Here is a 17,122-nt window from a genome sequence, read left to right as displayed (position 1 = left end):
TTATTTAATTATTAGATTCACTAGTTTTTCAACCCTTGGTGCAATTATAAGTATGGCGGGAACAGCAATTATATAAGCTATAGCCCAAGATTTGATCCATATTACCATAAACTTGTCTCCAAACCCAACATTGATGGAAATTAGGAGAAATGATATGATAAAAGTGGTTATCATTGCCATTATCATCGAAAATGCAATTTTCTTTTTCATAAATTTATTTATATATACTGCTTTATTAGATTGGAGCATCCCTTTGCTAGAAGTTTTGTTCGGTTGTTGTTCCAAATTTCACAGGATGCATTGGTTATTTGTTTTCCTTTTTTGGTGATGAAAGTTTCAGCAATTATGATATCGCCTTCTTTTGCCGTTCCAAAATAATCTATCGCTAAATTCACAGTGATGTAAAAATCGGGTTCACCGTAAGTAATTAAGGAAGCTCCAATTGCATCATCCATTATTGCAGCGGTCACTCCGCCGTGTAACGTGCCAAAAGGATTGGTCATTTCTTTTCTTATTTTATACTGAAAAATCAATTTTCCTTTTTCGGCCAAAACAACAGTAGGCATTAGCCAATCCATAAAAGGAGAGGGGGAGTTTTTTACTACTTTGTCTTTATGCTGAATTAGAAAGTTTAGGGGGTCTGAACTCATTTTATTTTTAGGATTAATTGTTCATTACATTAAAAGCTTCCTTTGGAGAGGATAGTGATAATTGATAAATGGCAGCAGTGTCGCCAACATGTACCTCAAACTTGTTTTCCGTTAGTGCATTGAACAAATCTTGGGCCACCACACTTGGGTGTATTCCTTTTTCACCTCCGATTTCTTTCGAAAATTCGGTATTTACCAGTGGAGGCATCAGCTCGAAAACTCTCACTGATGAATCCTTTAAAAAATGTCTTAATGATTGTGTATGAGAATGTAAGGCTGCTTTACTTGCAGAGTAAGTTGAGAGTATGTGACTAGGAACTAAAGCTGATACTGAAGACACATTGACTACAGCCGCCTCCCTTTTCGTTGAAAGAAACGGAAGTAATTTTTCAGTTATTCTTATCGTAGAAAGATAGTTTGTTGTGATTTCATCCAAGGCTTTATCGTGCGCGTTTCCTTCTTTTTCAATAAGATCATGCACTATGGCGCGTCCGGCATTATTAATAAGTATGTTAAGATTAGGAAATTGTGTTTCGATGTATTTGGCTAAAGAATTAATATCCTTCTCTTTGGTAATATCACTGACGATGTAGTGTGTGTTTTCTAGTTGGGAAGCGGCCTCTTTTAATCGGTTTTCATCACGTCCGGTTATAATTACCGTATTGTTTTTTGAAAATAATTTTGCCATTTCAAAACCTATTCCGGAACCTCCTCCGGTAATTAATATTGTATTATCTGTTGTTTTCATTTTATTGTATTTTTATTATTATGTATTTAGATATTCAAAGCGCCTTGGCCGGAAGCCAAAAGGTAGGCCTCTTTTAAAGCTTCTGAGTAGGTCGGGTGCGCATAAGAAATTCGGAACATATCTTCATCGGTCACTTCATATTCCATTGCAATAACACCTTGAGCAATTAAATCAGCGGCCCTTGGGCCGATAATATGAATGCCGAGTATTTCACCATATTTTGGGTCGGAGATTACTTTTACAAAACCCTCGCTTTCCATTGCAGCTCTTGCTCTACCGCTTGCCGAAAAAGGAAATTTTCCGATGCGATGGGGCATGTTTTTACGTTTTAATTCGTCTTCAGTATACCCCACTGATGCGACTTCCGGCCAAGTATAAACTACGGAAGGAATCAAGTTGTAATTCATATGGGGTTTTTGCCCATTAATGGTTTCAACGGCAAAAACACCTTCTTCTTCAGCTTTATGGGCAAGCATTGGTCCTGAAATTACATCACCAATAGCATAGATGTTTTCTTCGCTTGTTTGCAGGGATTTGTTTGTGACAATTCTTCCTTTTTCATCCAGTTTAATGACAGTGTTTTCTAGGCCTAATCCATCTGTATATGGCTTTCTTCCCACTGCGACTAAACAGTAATCAGTTGTGATTTCTGAAATAATATTGTTTTTATCGCTAAATTTAACCGTCGTGTTTTCTCCATTATTAAGAACCGATTGAACATTATGACTTAATAAAATGTCAATACCTTTTTTGGTTAGAATTTTTTTCAACTCTTTGCCCAACTCTTTATCCATAGTGGGAATTAGGCTGTCAGCATATTCAATAATAGTTACCTTGGTGCCGATTCGCCCATAAATTGATGCCATTTCAACACCAATAACACCTCCACCTATGATAGTCATGCTTTTTGGTTGTTCTTGTAAAGAAAGTGCCTCAGTTGATGTAATGATTCGCGTTTTATCAATACTGATATTTGGTAAAGAAACTGGTTTTGAACCCGTAGCAACAATAAAATAGTTGGCTGTAATTTTTTGATCTTTAGTCCCGTTTTTACTAACTGTTATTTCTTTATTGTTTACAAAAGAGACAGCGCCTTCTATTACCTGAATTTTATTTTTATTCATCAGATAATTTATACCTGCTGTGTTTTGTTCTACTACCGAATTTTTTCGATTGATAAATTCAGAGAAATTGAGTTTAAGGTTATCGGACTCAATTCCATGACTTTTAAATTTTGTTTGGGCAGTATAAAAATGCTCTGAACTGTCAAGAAGCGCCTTGGTTGGTATGCATCCCACGTTGGTACAAGTTCCACCAAGAACACTATATTTTTCAACAAGAGCAGTTTTATAACCCAATTGAGCGGCCCTTATGGCGGCAACATAGCCACCAGGTCCAGAACCAATAACTACGATATCAAAATGTATTTCCATAATTTATAATTTTTCTGCAGAAGCACCGCCACCGCCATTATTTTTCAAAATATTTTCAATTATTATTTTTCCAAGTTCTGTTGCACTTAGTCCTGAAAGACCGCCTAAAAAGGTTCTTTTTGGTAAAATTATATTTACGTTTTTCATAAAATTATTTTATACCGATTGGTATTTTTTTAATTAAAAAAAATTAGAAGTCTTCAATTACCGTTTTTAAACTGTTCATTAAAGATTTTAAATAGTTTGTTTTTCCGGTTACTTTTGTAATCATAATTGCTCCTTCAATTAGCGAGATAATAATTAGAGCTTTGTCTTCAGCATTTGTGGTACTTTTAAATTCACCTTTTTCTTTGCCTTTATTTATTAAATAAACGAAGCTGTCAAACCATTTCAGGAGCGCTTTTTTGGCAGCATTTTTTAAGTCGTAGTGTGTGTCGTCTGCCTCAATTGCAGTATTCATAATAGGACAACCTCCAACAGGAAATTTGTCACTTAAAAAATTCAAATACAGCTCCGGAAAGCATAAGAGTTTCTCTCTATAAGTTTTTCTTTTATTAATTTCACCATTTAGCATTATCAATAAACGGTCGAAGTTATATTCAAAAACTGCAATAGCCACTTCATCTTTGTTTTTAAAATTACCATAGATACTTCCCTTTGTCAAACAGGTAGCTTCTGTTATATCACTTAAAGAAGTCCCCGCATACCCCTTAGTATTGAATATTGGGGCTGTCTTTTCAATTATATATTGGCGAGTGCGTTCTGATTTATTCATAGTTAAATATTTCATTGCAAAATTATACCATTCGGTATAATTTATCTTTAATAAAATGTTAATTTTTAAAATAGTGCTAAAATCAGTATATTAGGTATTACTTTAATCTTGATATAATTTTTAAATCATACTGTTCATAGGTAATAGATTTGCGACCGAGAGATGCGACAAAGCCAACGAAAGCAGCCACATCATGAGAGCTTTGCAAAAATGCAATGGAAAAGTTTTAAGCCAAAAAGAACTCGGAATAAAAAAGGACTTTTTGCACTTTCTAAAATTTACAAATAAAGTAAAGAGATAGTGTTAATTATGATTTTGTGGCTTTTATAAAATAGGGAGAATCATTCCACTGTATCTTTCTGTAGCTGAAATTTTCCTTCATAGATTCCGGCAGGAAATCCCAAATAGACTTGCTCATGATTTCCAGTAATAGCTTGCGCGAAAAGGTATCAGTCACCACCAAGCTTATTTCTCGAACAGGTTTTGGCTCTTTTAGAGGTTTAAAATAACTTTTTTCAGTTTCATTAACTATTGATAATTCAGGAATAATAGCCAGTCCTAGTTGGGCTCGGACCAAATTTTTTAACGTTTCAATGGAACTGATATCATAAGTGAATTGTTCTTTAATTTTTTGAGTATCTTTTATCTCACAGATATCTAAAAGCTGTGCATTATAGCAGTATTCATTTTGAAGTAGTAATAATTCTTTTTTGTCATTTGGGGACATTTCATAGAATTCGGCTTTCGCCAAAGGATGGTCAGGATATAAATATGCCACAAAGGGCTCATTGAAAACTACATGTTCTTTCAGATTGGGATTTCCGGTTGGGGTGGCCATTAACGCGATGTCAATTGCTCCGGTTTCCAGATCATCCATCAGTTGGACTGTAGAAGCTTCTTTAATGATAAAATTCATTTTCGGAGCGGACTTTCTCATGGCTTTAATAAAAAGTGGGATTAAATAAGGAGAAAGCGTGGATATTACTCCGAGTTTTATTTCGCCTTCCAAGATATTTTTTTCAGTAATAACAAAGTCCCTGATTTCATCTACTTCCCGTATAATTTTTTTTGCTCGGGCAATAATTTCGCTTCCTAGTACGGTAGGTTTTAAAGGCACTTTTGTTCGGTCAAATATTTTTATTCCAATTTCTTCTTCAAGATTTTTCAATTGGATGGTTAGTCCTGGTTGCGAAACCATGCATACTTCTGCAGCTCTTGCAAAATGGCGTTCGGCATCCAAAGCTATGATGTATTTTAATTGTTGAAGGGTCATGATTATATTATTTTTTTATAAAGGTAAAAAATTATTAATTTGATTTATGAGTATCGCTGACATAATTTTGTCCTATCAAATTAGAACAAATAAAATAAATAGAAAAAAAATGAAAAAATTATTTTTATCAGCAATTACATTATTGAATGTTACACTGGGAGTTAGTCAAGTTGACACATCGTTATCAGGAAATTTTGGTGTCGAAAAAAATACCCGCGAATTTTTGAAAGCAGTTCATGGTAATAGTGGACCACAAATTTATGAACTTTCAATTGAAGACGCCCGTAAAGTATTGATCGGAGCTCAAACAGGGGATTATAAATTAGCCCCAGTAGATATTGAAGAAAGAACCATAACTCAAGATGGCAGAAAAGTTTCCATTCGAATTGTAAAACCAAAAGGGAGTAAAGAGAAATTACCGGTCTTAATGTATTTTCACGGAGGTGGTTGGATTTTAGGAAATGCTTTTACACACGATCGATTGGTAAGGGAACTGGCAGTAGGCGCTAATGTGGCAGTTGTATTTGTAAATTATACACCAACTCCGGAAGTACGATTTCCAGTAGCTAATGAAGAATCGTACGCTGCTACAAAATGGATAAAAGAAAATGGTGCTTCAATAGGCTTAAACCCTACGAAATTGGCTGTTGGAGGAGATAGTGTGGGAGGTAACATGGCTATTGCCGTAACCTTGATGGCAAAAGAAAGAAAAGGACCAAAAATTGATTTTCAATTATTATTTTATCCTGTAACAGATGCCGGATTTGAAACTGCTTCCTACCAACAATTTGCTAATGGTCACTTCTTGACGCTCAATGCTATGATTTGGTTCTGGGATGCCTATGCTCCGGATAAATCAACCCGAAATTTAATTACTGCCTCGCCATTAAGAGCTGATATTGCACAATTGAAAGATCTGCCGGAAGCTTTAGTAATCACAGCTGAAAATGATGTTTTGCGTGACGAAGGTGAAGCTTATGCAAAAAAGTTAAATGCTGCAGGTGTCAAAGTAACTGCGACAAGATACATTGGAACTATTCATGACTTTGTTATGTTGAACCCGATTACAAATACGCCGGCTCCAAGAGCTGCCATCAAACAAGCTGTTGATGCATTAAAAGAAAAGTTAAACTAATTTATAAATATTAAAATCTAAAATTATGAAATTTACAAGAAAAGCAATCGCAAACTGGAAAGGTACCGGAATGGAAGGGAAAGGAACTATCAGTTCACAAAGTACAACCTTAGATAACACACAATATTCATTTAAAACACGCTTTGAAGAAGGAGTAGGGACTAATCCCGAAGAACTTTTAGCTGCGGCTCATTCAGGTTGTTTTACCATGCAGTTGAGTTTTCTGCTAAGTGAATTAGGATATATGCCTGAAGATTTGAATACAGTAGCAAAAGTCACTTTTGAAGATGGGACCATCACACTGATTCATTTAGAATTGAATGGAAAAATTGCCGGAATTTCAGAGGATGAATTCCAACAAACGGCTCAAAAAGCCAAAGAGATTTGTCCAGTTTCAAAATTATTAAATACAACCATTACTCTTTCTGCCCAATTGAATGGATAATTAGTTAGGTATAATTATTAGTTCTAAAAAAAACACCAGCCCACTAGGCTGGTGTTTCTGCATTTAACCTAATTTAAAAAACTAATGGGTAAGCAGGTATTAAGTACTGATTTGGTAGGCATATTCTAGCCCTTGTTTTCTTTAACTTTAAGTTTTAAGCCTATAAAAAGGTAGCTTTATACTGCAATATATGTTTACTATAGCTTTAATTTTAATGAGTGAAGATACAATAAAGCATGATACAATAGTTACCAATGCTTTGAAAGAATTAATGAGAGAAGTTGGCGTTATTGTCTTGGCTCAGCCTTCAATGGCTCGAGTAGTAGATGCTTTACGTGTCGAAGAAAAATCGGTTTCAATACAGGCAAGTCCTGCTATTTCAATAAAAAATTATCAGAGTTTTATTTTTAAAAAACATATAAAAAGAGGATTGAAAAATTGAGTTCGATAAATAGTCGGGTAGGTAAAAATCGTTTAGTCAGCTATGAAAATAAGACTAAAAAACAAAACACAAAACATTTTCTTGAAAATCTTTTTGTTTGACCTATATTCTTTTGCGTTAAAACAATAATCCAATAATTTGAAATATAATTCATTCATATATAAACAAATTGTAAGAAAAAAATAACCATTTTATTGTAATCAATGTCTATGTCTTTTGTTTACATATCCAGTTAATGATTTCGTTATTTTTAATTAGTAAATATTGAATTAAATTCATTTAATTTGCCTCTAATTATAATTAATTATTGAAAAATAAGCATTGGCTACAGACGAAAATAATACAAGCGAAAGCTATATAAAGAAAATATTTGATGAACACTATAGGTCACTTGTTCAATATGCAAATCGTTTTCTGAGCATAGATGAATGTGAAGATTTAGTTCAGGATATTTTTATAGGCCTATGGGAAAAAGAAAATGCATTTCCAGATGAGCTGCATCTAAAAGTATATCTGTATAAGGCCGTTCGCAACAAATGTTATAATGTTATTAAGCATAATCTTGTAAAAAATAAATATGCTGAAAATACTATTCAGTCTTTGGAAGATGATGATTTATTCCTAAAGCAAATTCTTGAAGAAGAGATAGTGTGTCAACTATATAAAGCAATTGAGGTTTTACCTGATAGAAAAAAAGAAATTATAAAACTAAGTCTTAAGGGGCTTAAAAATACTGAAATTGCAGAAGAATTAGGGATACAGCTTCAAACTGTTAAAACATTAAAAAGTCAGTCTTATAAAATATTAAGGAATCAGTTTAGAGATTTAGAATCAATAATTTATTTTTTATTGGTTTAATATTTTTTTTTAAACTTCTTATTGCAAAAATTGATTTAGATCTCAATCAATTTGTTTTCAAAAACTTAGTGCCTCATTTAAACGTTACTAATGAATCAAAATATTATATAAATTTTATTTTTTTAATATTTGATAAAAAAAAGTGGTTTTTCAATAGTACCTTTTTCAATATCAGTTGTTCTATAGTAAATCAACAATAGAATGATAGATATTTTTCAAATTTCCAAACTACTAATCAAAAAAAAATTTAAAGTCTTAACAGATTCTGAGAAATTAGAATTGAAATATTTTAATAAAAAAAACTCGTTTGTAAGAGAGATTAAAATTAAAAAATTAGTAGATAAAATTGACTCTTATTCAGAAATTAATACTGAAAAAGCATGGAAAATATTAGAAGCTAAGTATCAGGAAAAAAATAAAAAACCTGTTTTTGTTATAATTGAAAAACCGTGGTTTAAATACGCAGCCGCAGCTGTGGTAATAAGTTTGTTCGCTATAACTTTACTCTTCAAAAATAAAATATTCAACAAGACAGATGAAATTCCTGTAGTCATTGTAAAAAATGATATTGAAAATATCAAACCTGGAACAGATAAAGCAACTTTGACTTTAAGCGACGGTTCGAAGATATCATTAGAAAAAGGAACTTTGGTTCAAACTCAAAATGCAAACAGTAATGGAGAAGAAATTATTTACGAATCCAGTAAACAGAATACATCAAAGCTTGTTTATAATTATTTGACAATCCCTAGAGGTGGTCAATTCGTTATAAAATTATCAGATGGCACAAAAGTGTGGTTGAATTCCGCGTCTCAATTAAAATTTCCAGTAGCATTTATAGAGGGGGTATCCAGAGATGTGGAATTGGTTTATGGTGAAGCCTATTTTGAAGTATCACCAAGTACTGCACATAAAGGGGCTCATTTTCAGGTTTATAACAAGAAGCAAAAAGTAGAAGTTGTGGGAACTGAATTCAATATAAAAGCTTATAACGACGAGTCAAATATTTATACAACTCTGGTGAATGGAAAAGTTAATGTTGAAACAGAAAACAAGAAATTAAAATTAGTCCCAAATCAACAACTAAATCTAGATCTTAGAAATAACACTTCAATAATTAAAACGGTGGATACCTATAATGAAATATCGTGGAAAGACGGAGTCTTTAGTTTTAAAGGAAAGCCACTAAAAGATATTATGAAAGTAATATCAAGATGGTATGATGTTGATGTGATTTTTGCAAATAAAAGACTTGAAACAGTACAATTTAAAGGTAGTCTTGATAAAAAACAATCTCTTGAAGAGATTCTTTCAATTATGAAATCAACTACAATTGAGAGTTATGAAATTAAAGAGAAAACTTTAATAATTAAATAAAGTCCTTGGAACTATTATTAAAAATACAGTTCAAAAATTAACAAGCAATATATCTATTAAAGTTTGTATTCAAGGAGATAGAATTTATTTTGTATATATTATTTAAAGACTTGTTTTGACGTTTAAATGCATTGATTATATAAAAAAGTAAGTTTTTTTTGCGCAAAATAGATTAACAAAAATATAAAAACTAATAGAAGCGACTCATCAAATAAATTATTAACTAACTAAAACCAAAATCAAAACATTGCCTATGAAATAAAATAATAAAAAAAGGAGGATAGAGTTTAACCCGCAAAAGTACTAACTCTACCCCCTTATCAAATTATCAATTAATTAAAATGTTTAACTAAAAAATAATGACAAATTTATGAAAATTAATTTTACGTATCCCCATTTTTACTTTAGAAAGTGGCTATTAATGAATATTATGCGAACATTCATATTCTTATTTTGCACAACACTTTTTGCCTTAACTCCTGAAAATGTTTTGTCACAACATTCAAAAATTGAGGTGAAAGAAAATAAAAAAATGTCCATAGATGAAGTTTTCGATTTAATTATGGATCAAACTGATTATAAATTCTTTTATGAAGAAGGTATTTTTGAAGGACTTCCTATGGTGAGCCTAAAGAAAGGCAGTATAAAAACTAACGATCTTTTAAAACAAAGTCTTGTAAATGCTAATATCGATATTATTATTGGTAATAATAATACGGTTATTATTAAAGAAAAACCTAAGAGTGCTATCTCGGTTTTGCAAAAAGTTAAGGTGACTGGCAAAGTAACTGATCCTGCTGGAATGCCTATTCCCGGAGCTAATGTTACTGAAAAAGGCACTAAAAATAGCACACAAACTGATTTCGATGGTAAATTTGCCATAGAAGTAGCAAATAATGATGCAATATTAGTATTTAGCTACATCGGGATGATATCTCAAGAAAAATCGGCTAGCTCAACAATTGTAAATGTTCAATTAAAGGAAAATACTACAGAACTTGATAATATTGTAGTAACTGCATTAGGCAGAAAGAGAGAGAAAAAAGCCTTGGGCTATGCTTCACAAGAAATTAAAGGAACGGATTTATCAGCAGGGGCTGCAAGTGGAAACTTTCTTAATGATCTTTCTGGAAAAGCCTCAGGGGTTTATATTAGAAAAAATACAAATTTTGGAGGTTCTACAAATGTAGTCTCAAGAGGTATAAAAAGTCTTACGGGAAATAATCAAATGCTTATTGTAATTGATGGTATGCCTATCAATAATTCAACTGTAAACTCAAGTACTGCTGGGCAAGGAGCTAGAAACACCTATGACTATGGTAATGCTGCTATGGATATTAATCCTGACGATATTGAATCGGTAAACGTGTTAAAAGGTGCTGCAGCTGCCGCCTTATACGGATGGCAGGCTGGTAATGGTGTGATTATGATTAGCACTAAAAAAGGTAAAGCTACCAAAGGAATGGGGGTTACTGTTTCAAGTGAGTTTAGTGTAGGTACTGTTGATAAAAATACTTTTCCTGTTTACCAAAATAAATATGGACAAGGTTATGGCCCTAGTTATGATTCAGCGGGTAATCCAAAAGGTATTCCAGTAGGACCAACAGGAGCCTTTTTTACGATAGACAAAAATGGTAATCAAGTAGTAACTACAACTGATGACGCTTCTTATGGTGTTGCTTTTGATCCAAATCTTTCTGTCTATACATGGGAATCATATACTCCATATTCTTCAAAATACGGACAGAAATCAGCATGGCAAGCAGCTGAAAATGGTCCTATTAGTTTTTTTCAAACTGCTACAACATTCAATAATTCAATATCTCTTGAAGATGCTAATGACAAAACTAACTTTGTTTTAAATTACAATAATTTTATAGAGACGGGTACATTACCAAATAGTGAATTAAAGAAAAACAACGCAAGTATAAAGTTAAATCACAAATTTACTGATAAATTATCTTCGAGTGTTTTTGCAAATTATATGACACAAAATACTGTTGGTAGAAATAGTTCTGGATACACAGGAGATAACATTACGGGTTGGTTTCGTCAATGGTGGGCTACTAATGCAGACCTTCAATCACAGAAAGAGGTTTTTGAAAATTCGGGAGGAAAAAATATATCTTGGCTTATGGCTGATCCTGCTAATGGAAACACTGCGCCTAAAACTATGGATAATCCATATTTTACCAGATATAAAAATTACCAATCTGATGAAAGAAACCGTTTTATTGGTTATGGTCAATTGGATTACAAATTAACAGATTGGTTATCAGCTTCTGGAAAAGTGAGTGTTGATAGTTATTCGGAATTACGTGAGGAAAGAAAAGCTACAGGATCTATTAATGGATCATTTGGTATAAGTAGGGCAAATGTTCCTTCAGGATATCAAAAATATGTTGGTATGTTTTCTGAGCAAAACTATCAGTTTATTTTAACTTTCAATAAAAAAATTGCTGAGGACTTTTCTGTAAATGCTTTGGCAGGTGTAAACGCTTTAAGAACAAAAAGTAATTCAACTCTTGCTTCAACAGACGGAGGACTTATTATACCAGGTATCTATGCATTATCAAATTCAGTAAATCTTTCACCTTTTCCAGTAGAAACAGAAAATAATTCTGCCGTAAATAGTGCTTATGCTTCTGTTTCTTTAGGATACAAAGATTTCTTATACTTAGAAGGGACTGTTCGAAATGATGCATTTTCTACTTTACCAAAAGGGAATAATTCTTTAAATACATTCTCTACTTCTGCGAGTTATGTTTTTACAAAGCATATCAACGTGGATTGGTTGTCTTTCGGGAAATTAAGAGGAAGTTATGCAGAGAATCCGCAAGGGAATATTGATTTGTATTCATTAAATGATGTTTATGATAAAATTAACCCATTTGGTTCAAATCAAATTTATTCAGTACCAAATAGAAGTACTAACCCTGATTTACGCCCTGTAAAAACTAAATCTGAAGAACTTGGTTTGGAGATGCAGTTTTTGAACAAAAGAGTTGGATTTGATGTGAGTGTGTACAAAAGTTTAAGTAACGATCAAATATTTCCTGTAGATTATTCTACTGGAACAGGCTACTCTTCAAGATATGTTAACGCAGGTTCAGTTGAAAATAAAGGTATTGAGGTACAATTCAATGTGACTCCAATACAAACAAAAGATTTTAATTGGGATGTTTTTGTGAACTGGTCTAAAAATGAGAATACTCTCGTGTCATTAGCTTCAGGAATTGAAACCCTTTCAATAGGTGGATTTCAAGGTATAGGTATAGTAGCAAAAGTAGGCCATCCTTATGGAGATATAGTTGGTAAAGACTATGTTTATGCTGCAGATGGACAAAAAATTACAGAGAATGGTCTTTATGTAATGACAACTACAACAAATAATGTTATTGGTAACATTACCCCTGATTGGATTGGTGGACTTCGTAATAAATTTACGTATAAACAAGTTTCATTTGGTTTCTTAATCGATGTACAGCATGGAGGAGATCTTTATTCTTTGGATCAAGCATACGGACAACATACAGGTTTATATGAATCTACTGCAGGGTATAATGAGTTAGGAAATCCTATAAGAAATACACTTGCAAATGGAGGTGGACTTATTCTTCCTGGAGTAAATAGAGATGGTACAGCAAATACGACCAGAACACCACGCCCAGAAGTTGCTGGTAGTATTTATGGATATAAAGCTAATCCAGAAAAAGCATATATATACGATGCAAGTTATGTAAAATTGAGAGAGGTAAACCTTACTTATACATTCCCATCAAAGTTTGTATCTAAAATGGAGTTGACTGATTTAAGGGTTTCTTTAATAGGTTCTAATTTGTGGATAATTGATAAAAATCTTCCTGATGCAGATCCAGAGAGTGGAGTTAGTGCAGGTAACTTATCTTCAGGTTATTCAGGAGGTTCACTTCCTTCAACTAGAAACATTGGTTTTAATCTAACTTTAAAATTTTAATCATGAAAAAAATACTTTTATTAATATCTATTGTAAGCATTGCTTTTTCGTGCAGTTCGGATATTACAGACATGAATATTGATCCAAAAAAATCCAGCAGTACGCAACCAGAATATTTATTTACAGGTGCTCAGAAAGCATTAGTCGATCAGGTAGTTACAACTAGTCAGGTTTTTAGATTGTTTTCACAACAGTGGGCATCAACTACTATTCCTTCTTCGAGTCAATATGTTATTCCAGATGTTCCAGATGCACGTTTTACGGTATTTTACAGAGACGTGTTAAAGGATTTTTCTGCCGCAAAAACTATGATTCAAAATACACCTACTTCAACCGCTGAATCTGATATTGCCATTAAGCAAAATAAATTAGCTCTTATAGATGTTCTAGAAGTTTATTGTTATAGCATGTTGGTAGATACCTTTGGGAATGTTCCTTATTCTCAGGCTCTTGATATTAATAATTTTCCTTTACCAGCCTATGATGATGCTAAAACTATTTATTTGGATCTTCTAGCAAGATTAATGGAAGATGCAATTATATTGAAAGCAAATTCTGCTAATCCTAACTTCGGTAGCGCGGATATTATTTATGGTGGAAATGCGGCAAGTACTGCAAAATGGGCAAAATTTGCCAACTCATTAATCATCAAATTAGCTGTAAATATTTCAGATGTTGATCCTGCTTTTGCTGCGACTGCCGTTCAGACAGCTCTTGCAGCTGGTCCACTAGCAAGTAATGCTGATAACACCAAGTTAACATATTTGACTACTACTGGGAATCAAAATCCATTATATGCTACTTTAGTAACAAGCAATAGAAATGATTTTATTCCCGCTGAACCTTTTGTTGCTGCAATGGATGCTATAGTTCCTGGAGGTGACCCAAGGATGACAAAATATTTTGTTAACGCTACTGCGCCAGCACCTGTTCTTCCAGCAGGCCGAACTTTTATAGGCGGTACTTATGGAGAAGCCAATGTTTTTTCAACTTATTCACACATAACTGCAACATTAAACAACCCTGTGTTTCCAGGTACTTTATTTGATTATTCTGAATTACAATTTTTACTGGCTGAAGCAGCTGAGAAAAATTTAATTCCAGGAGGTTCTGCTAAAGCTGAAACGTATTATAATGCTGGAATAACCGCTTCAATGTTAGATTGGGGAGTAGCTAGTACTGCGATCACAACTTATCTTGCAAGTCCTAAAGTAGCTTACACAAATGCTTTAAGTGGCGCAACTTATAAAGAAAAAATAGGTAATCAAGCTTGGTTTGCCCTTTATAATAGAGGATTTGAAGCGTGGACATCATATAGAAGATTAGATTTCCCAATTTTAAAATCACCTATTCCAGCTGTAAACAGAGGTATTTTAACGGTTCCTGTACGCTATCTTTATCCTGGAGCTGAGCAGACAAAAAATGAAACTAATTATACTAAAGCAGCTAGTGATATTGGTGGAGACTTGATGAATACTAAAATATTTTGGGATAAATTTTAGTCTGATATGATTCTGTTTTATCAATTAAGTTGATAATCGAAGATTGAATAATAATCCAAATTGGGACTATAGAAGATAAATGTTTTGATTTTTGTTTGAAATAACCCCATTTACTTTTTGTAATTGGGGTTATTCTTTTATTTAAAGATCTCTATTGCGATTTTATGTTATCTATTACTATTTAGTTCTCTATTTAATCCAATCAAAACGTTGTAGTATACAACGTTTTTGATAAAACTATTCAAAATAAAACATTACTAATTTAAATTTTACGGTATGAAAAACATACTTTACACGACTCTGTTTTTTTTTATAGGATTCCAAAATGCTAATTCACAACAGTTGAAATCTCCTAATGGAAATTTCATTATGGAGTTTGCATTACAAAATGATGGAACCCCAACTTATAATTTAGCTTACAAAGGAAAAACAGTTGTAATGCCTAGTAAATTAGGGTTTGAACTTAAAGAAGATAAAAATATTAAAAAATCATTGTTGAATGATTTTACTATAATAGATAAAAAAACTTCTTCATTTGACGAAACTTGGAAACCAATTTGGGGAGAAGTAACATCAATCCGCAATCAATACAATGAGTTAGCGGTCACATTAAATCAAAATGAAACCGATAGGCAAATTATCATTCGTTTTCGATTGTTTAATGATGGATTAGGTTTCCGTTATGAATTCCCGAGCCAAAAAAACCTAGTCTATTTTGTTATAAAAGAAGAGAGAACACAATTTGCAATGACGGGAGATCATACCGCTTTTTGGATGCCCGGAGATTATGATACCCAAGAATATGATTATACCACTTCTAAATTATCTGAAATCAGAGAGCTTTTTGTAAAAGCAAAAAACAGAAATTTATCTCAACCTCCCTTTTCTGTAACTGGAGTACAAACATCTCTTATGTTAAAAACAAATGATGGTTTGTATATCAACTTACATGAAGCAGCATTAATTAATTATTCTTGTATGCACCTTAATTTGGATGACAAAAATATGATATTTGAATCTTGGTTAACTCCAGATGCAAATGGTGATAAAGGATACATGCAAGCTCCTGCACATTCGCCTTGGCGTACAATCATTGTGAGTGATGATGCCAGAGAAATTTTAGCTTCTAAGATGACTTTGAATTTAAATGATCCTTGTAAAATAGAAGATACTTCATGGATTAAACCTATCAAATATGTTGGTGTTTGGTGGGAAATGATTACTGGGAAAAGTTCATGGAGGTATACCGATGAATTACCATCTGTGCAATTAGGTATTACTGATTATTCTAAAGTGAAACCAAATGGAAACCATGGTGCAAACAATGAGAATGTAAAAAAATACATTGATTTTGCTGCTACAAATGGTTTTGATGCCGTGTTAGTTGAAGGCTGGAATGAGGGCTGGGAAGACTGGCTTGGCCGCTCCAAAGACTACGTTTTCGATTTTGTAACTCCATATCCTGATTTTGATGTAAAAGGGATTCATGAATACGCAAAATCAAAAGGAGTAAAAATGATAATGCATCATGAAACATCTGGATCTGTTCGCAACTATGAGCGTCACATGGACAAAGCCTATCAATTTATGAAGGAAAATGGATATGATGCTGTAAAGAGTGGCTATGTAGGTAATATTCTCCCAAGAGGAGAAAATCATTATGATCAATGGATTGTAAATCATTATCAATATGCTATAGAAAAAGCCGCCGAATATAAGATTATGGTTAATGCTCATGAAGCGGTTAGACCAACAGGTATTTGCAGAACTTATCCTAATTTAATAGGTAACGAATCTGCTAGAGGAGGAGAGTGTGAGGCTTTTGGCGGATCAAAACCAAATCATGTAACAATAATACCTTTTACCCGATTAATTGGTGGGCCAATGGATTATACTCCAGGGATTTTCGAAATGGACATAAGTAAAATGAATCCTCGCAATAAGTCACATGCTAACTGCACTATTGCAAATCAACTCGCATTGTATGTAACTCTTTACAGTCCCTTGCAAATGGCTGCCGATTTACCTGAAAATTATGATAGATTTCCAGATGCTTTCCAGTTTATTAAAGATGTGGCAGTAGATTGGAGTGAAAGCAATTATTTAGAAGCTGAGCCTGGTCAATTTATAACAGTTGCCCGTAAAGCAAAAGGAACGAATAAGTGGTTTGTAGGGAATGTAAATGGATATGAGCCTCGGACTTCAATTATTAATTTTGCTTTTTTAGAAAAAGGGAAAAAATATACTGCCACTATTTATGCCGATGGAAAAGATGCTAATTACAAAACAAATCCGCAAGCTTACACTGTTCGAAAAATAGCAGTTACTAATAAATCTAAACTTTCTCAATTAAGTGCCTCTGGAGGTGGTTATGCTATAAGTATAATTGAAGACAAAAAATAAAAAATGTTTTAGAGTTTTTAGATGTTTTAAGTTCTTTCAACTATGAATTAGGATTTAGATCTGAAATTAGAATAAAAATCAATTATTTAATTACAATCAGTGGAC

15 protein-coding genes are annotated in these 17,122 nt (G+C 32.9%); 8 read left to right on the top strand and 7 right to left on the bottom strand.

Annotated features, from left to right (window positions below; genetic code table 11):
• From ABEB23_RS05165 to ABEB23_RS05135, 7 genes are all read right to left on the bottom strand, one after another.
• Positions 1 to 210 (bottom strand): DUF2798 domain-containing protein, encoded by a 210-nt coding sequence (locus tag ABEB23_RS05165; RefSeq protein WP_498371352.1) that lies wholly within the window; start codon positions 208 to 210, stop codon positions 1 to 3.
• Between the two features lie 8 nt (positions 211 to 218).
• Positions 219 to 650 carry a PaaI family thioesterase gene (locus ABEB23_RS05160; RefSeq protein ID WP_348811353.1) on the bottom strand — a complete coding sequence of 144 codons (432 nt, stop codon included), beginning with the start codon at positions 648 to 650 and terminating at the stop codon, positions 219 to 221.
• Between the two features lie 13 nt (positions 651 to 663).
• Positions 664 to 1,398: an SDR family oxidoreductase gene (locus ABEB23_RS05155; protein WP_348811352.1), complete on the bottom strand. Its 735-nt coding sequence runs from the start codon at positions 1,396 to 1,398 to the stop codon at positions 664 to 666.
• A gap of 26 nt (positions 1,399 to 1,424) precedes the next feature.
• Positions 1,425 to 2,831 carry a dihydrolipoyl dehydrogenase gene (lpdA, locus tag ABEB23_RS05150; RefSeq protein WP_348811351.1) on the bottom strand — a complete coding sequence of 469 codons (1,407 nt, stop codon included), beginning with the start codon at positions 2,829 to 2,831 and terminating at the stop codon, positions 1,425 to 1,427.
• 3 nt (positions 2,832 to 2,834) lie between these two features.
• Positions 2,835 to 2,978, bottom strand: a complete 144-nt coding sequence (locus ABEB23_RS05145) for a hypothetical protein (RefSeq protein ID WP_348811350.1) — start codon at positions 2,976 to 2,978, stop codon at positions 2,835 to 2,837.
• Positions 2,979 to 3,021: 43 nt separating this feature from the next.
• Positions 3,022 to 3,606, bottom strand: coding sequence for a TetR/AcrR family transcriptional regulator (locus ABEB23_RS05140; RefSeq protein WP_348811348.1), 585 nt, complete (start codon positions 3,604 to 3,606; stop codon positions 3,022 to 3,024).
• Between the two features lie 307 nt (positions 3,607 to 3,913).
• Positions 3,914 to 4,879 (bottom strand): hydrogen peroxide-inducible genes activator, encoded by a 966-nt coding sequence (locus tag ABEB23_RS05135; RefSeq protein ID WP_348811347.1) that lies wholly within the window; start codon positions 4,877 to 4,879, stop codon positions 3,914 to 3,916.
• A 109-nt stretch (positions 4,880 to 4,988) separates the two neighbouring features.
• Between ABEB23_RS05135 and ABEB23_RS05130 the strand changes: the two genes are divergently transcribed.
• The 8 genes from ABEB23_RS05130 to ABEB23_RS05095 all read left to right on the top strand — a co-directional run bounded on the left by ABEB23_RS05130 (position 4,989) and on the right by ABEB23_RS05095 (position 17,017).
• Positions 4,989 to 6,014, top strand: a complete 1,026-nt coding sequence (locus ABEB23_RS05130) for an alpha/beta hydrolase (protein ID WP_348811346.1) — start codon at positions 4,989 to 4,991, stop codon at positions 6,012 to 6,014.
• 25 nt (positions 6,015 to 6,039) lie between these two features.
• On the top strand, positions 6,040 to 6,459 hold the full coding sequence (locus ABEB23_RS05125) for an OsmC family protein (protein ID WP_348811345.1): 420 nt from the start codon (positions 6,040 to 6,042) through the stop codon (positions 6,457 to 6,459).
• A gap of 190 nt (positions 6,460 to 6,649) precedes the next feature.
• Positions 6,650 to 6,901, top strand: a complete 252-nt coding sequence (locus ABEB23_RS05120; protein ID WP_348811343.1) for a hypothetical protein — start codon at positions 6,650 to 6,652, stop codon at positions 6,899 to 6,901.
• A gap of 321 nt (positions 6,902 to 7,222) precedes the next feature.
• Positions 7,223 to 7,759: a sigma-70 family RNA polymerase sigma factor gene (locus ABEB23_RS05115; protein ID WP_348811342.1), complete on the top strand. Its 537-nt coding sequence runs from the start codon at positions 7,223 to 7,225 to the stop codon at positions 7,757 to 7,759.
• A gap of 279 nt (positions 7,760 to 8,038) precedes the next feature.
• The gene (locus ABEB23_RS05110) at positions 8,039 to 9,136 is read left to right on the top strand and encodes a FecR family protein (protein WP_348811341.1); all 1,098 of its coding nucleotides are present in this window, start codon (positions 8,039 to 8,041) and stop codon (positions 9,134 to 9,136) included.
• Between the two features lie 430 nt (positions 9,137 to 9,566).
• Complete coding sequence (locus ABEB23_RS05105) at positions 9,567 to 13,112, top strand: SusC/RagA family TonB-linked outer membrane protein (RefSeq protein ID WP_348811340.1); 3,546 nt, start codon at positions 9,567 to 9,569, stop codon at positions 13,110 to 13,112.
• Between the two features lie 2 nt (positions 13,113 to 13,114).
• Positions 13,115 to 14,614, top strand: coding sequence for a SusD/RagB family nutrient-binding outer membrane lipoprotein (locus ABEB23_RS05100; protein WP_348811339.1), 1,500 nt, complete (start codon positions 13,115 to 13,117; stop codon positions 14,612 to 14,614).
• 276 nt (positions 14,615 to 14,890) lie between these two features.
• Positions 14,891 to 17,017 carry a glycoside hydrolase family 97 protein gene (locus tag ABEB23_RS05095; protein ID WP_348811338.1) on the top strand — a complete coding sequence of 709 codons (2,127 nt, stop codon included), beginning with the start codon at positions 14,891 to 14,893 and terminating at the stop codon, positions 17,015 to 17,017.
• Positions 17,018 to 17,122: the final 105 nt, after the last annotated feature.

This window comes from Flavobacterium maritimum (assembly GCF_040049085.1).
Lineage (GTDB): Bacteria > Bacteroidota > Bacteroidia > Flavobacteriales > Flavobacteriaceae > Flavobacterium > Flavobacterium maritimum.
This window is presented reverse-complemented; position numbering and strand designations above follow the sequence as displayed.

Bases quoted from the DNA above. Each gene is read 5' to 3' on its own strand.
- ABEB23_RS05165 (WP_498371352.1), bottom strand. From the start codon at position 210: ATGAAAAAGAAAATTGCATTTTCGATGATAATGGCAATGATAACCACT.
- ABEB23_RS05160 (WP_348811353.1), bottom strand. From the start codon at position 650: ATGAGTTCAGACCCCCTAAACTTTCTAATTCAGCATAAAGACAAAGTA.
- ABEB23_RS05155 (WP_348811352.1), bottom strand. From the start codon at position 1,398: ATGAAAACAACAGATAATACAATATTAATTACCGGAGGAGGTTCCGGA.
- lpdA (WP_348811351.1), bottom strand. From the start codon at position 2,831: ATGGAAATACATTTTGATATCGTAGTTATTGGTTCTGGACCTGGTGGC.
- ABEB23_RS05145 (WP_348811350.1), bottom strand. From the start codon at position 2,978: ATGAAAAACGTAAATATAATTTTACCAAAAAGAACCTTTTTAGGCGGT.
- ABEB23_RS05140 (WP_348811348.1), bottom strand. From the start codon at position 3,606: ATGAATAAATCAGAACGCACTCGCCAATATATAATTGAAAAGACAGCC.
- ABEB23_RS05135 (WP_348811347.1), bottom strand. From the start codon at position 4,879: ATGACCCTTCAACAATTAAAATACATCATAGCTTTGGATGCCGAACGC.
- ABEB23_RS05130 (WP_348811346.1), top strand. From the start codon at position 4,989: ATGAAAAAATTATTTTTATCAGCAATTACATTATTGAATGTTACACTG.
- ABEB23_RS05125 (WP_348811345.1), top strand. From the start codon at position 6,040: ATGAAATTTACAAGAAAAGCAATCGCAAACTGGAAAGGTACCGGAATG.
- ABEB23_RS05120 (WP_348811343.1), top strand. From the start codon at position 6,650: ATGTTTACTATAGCTTTAATTTTAATGAGTGAAGATACAATAAAGCAT.
- ABEB23_RS05105 (WP_348811340.1), top strand. From the start codon at position 9,567: ATGCGAACATTCATATTCTTATTTTGCACAACACTTTTTGCCTTAACT.
- ABEB23_RS05100 (WP_348811339.1), top strand. From the start codon at position 13,115: ATGAAAAAAATACTTTTATTAATATCTATTGTAAGCATTGCTTTTTCG.
- ABEB23_RS05095 (WP_348811338.1), top strand. From the start codon at position 14,891: ATGAAAAACATACTTTACACGACTCTGTTTTTTTTTATAGGATTCCAA.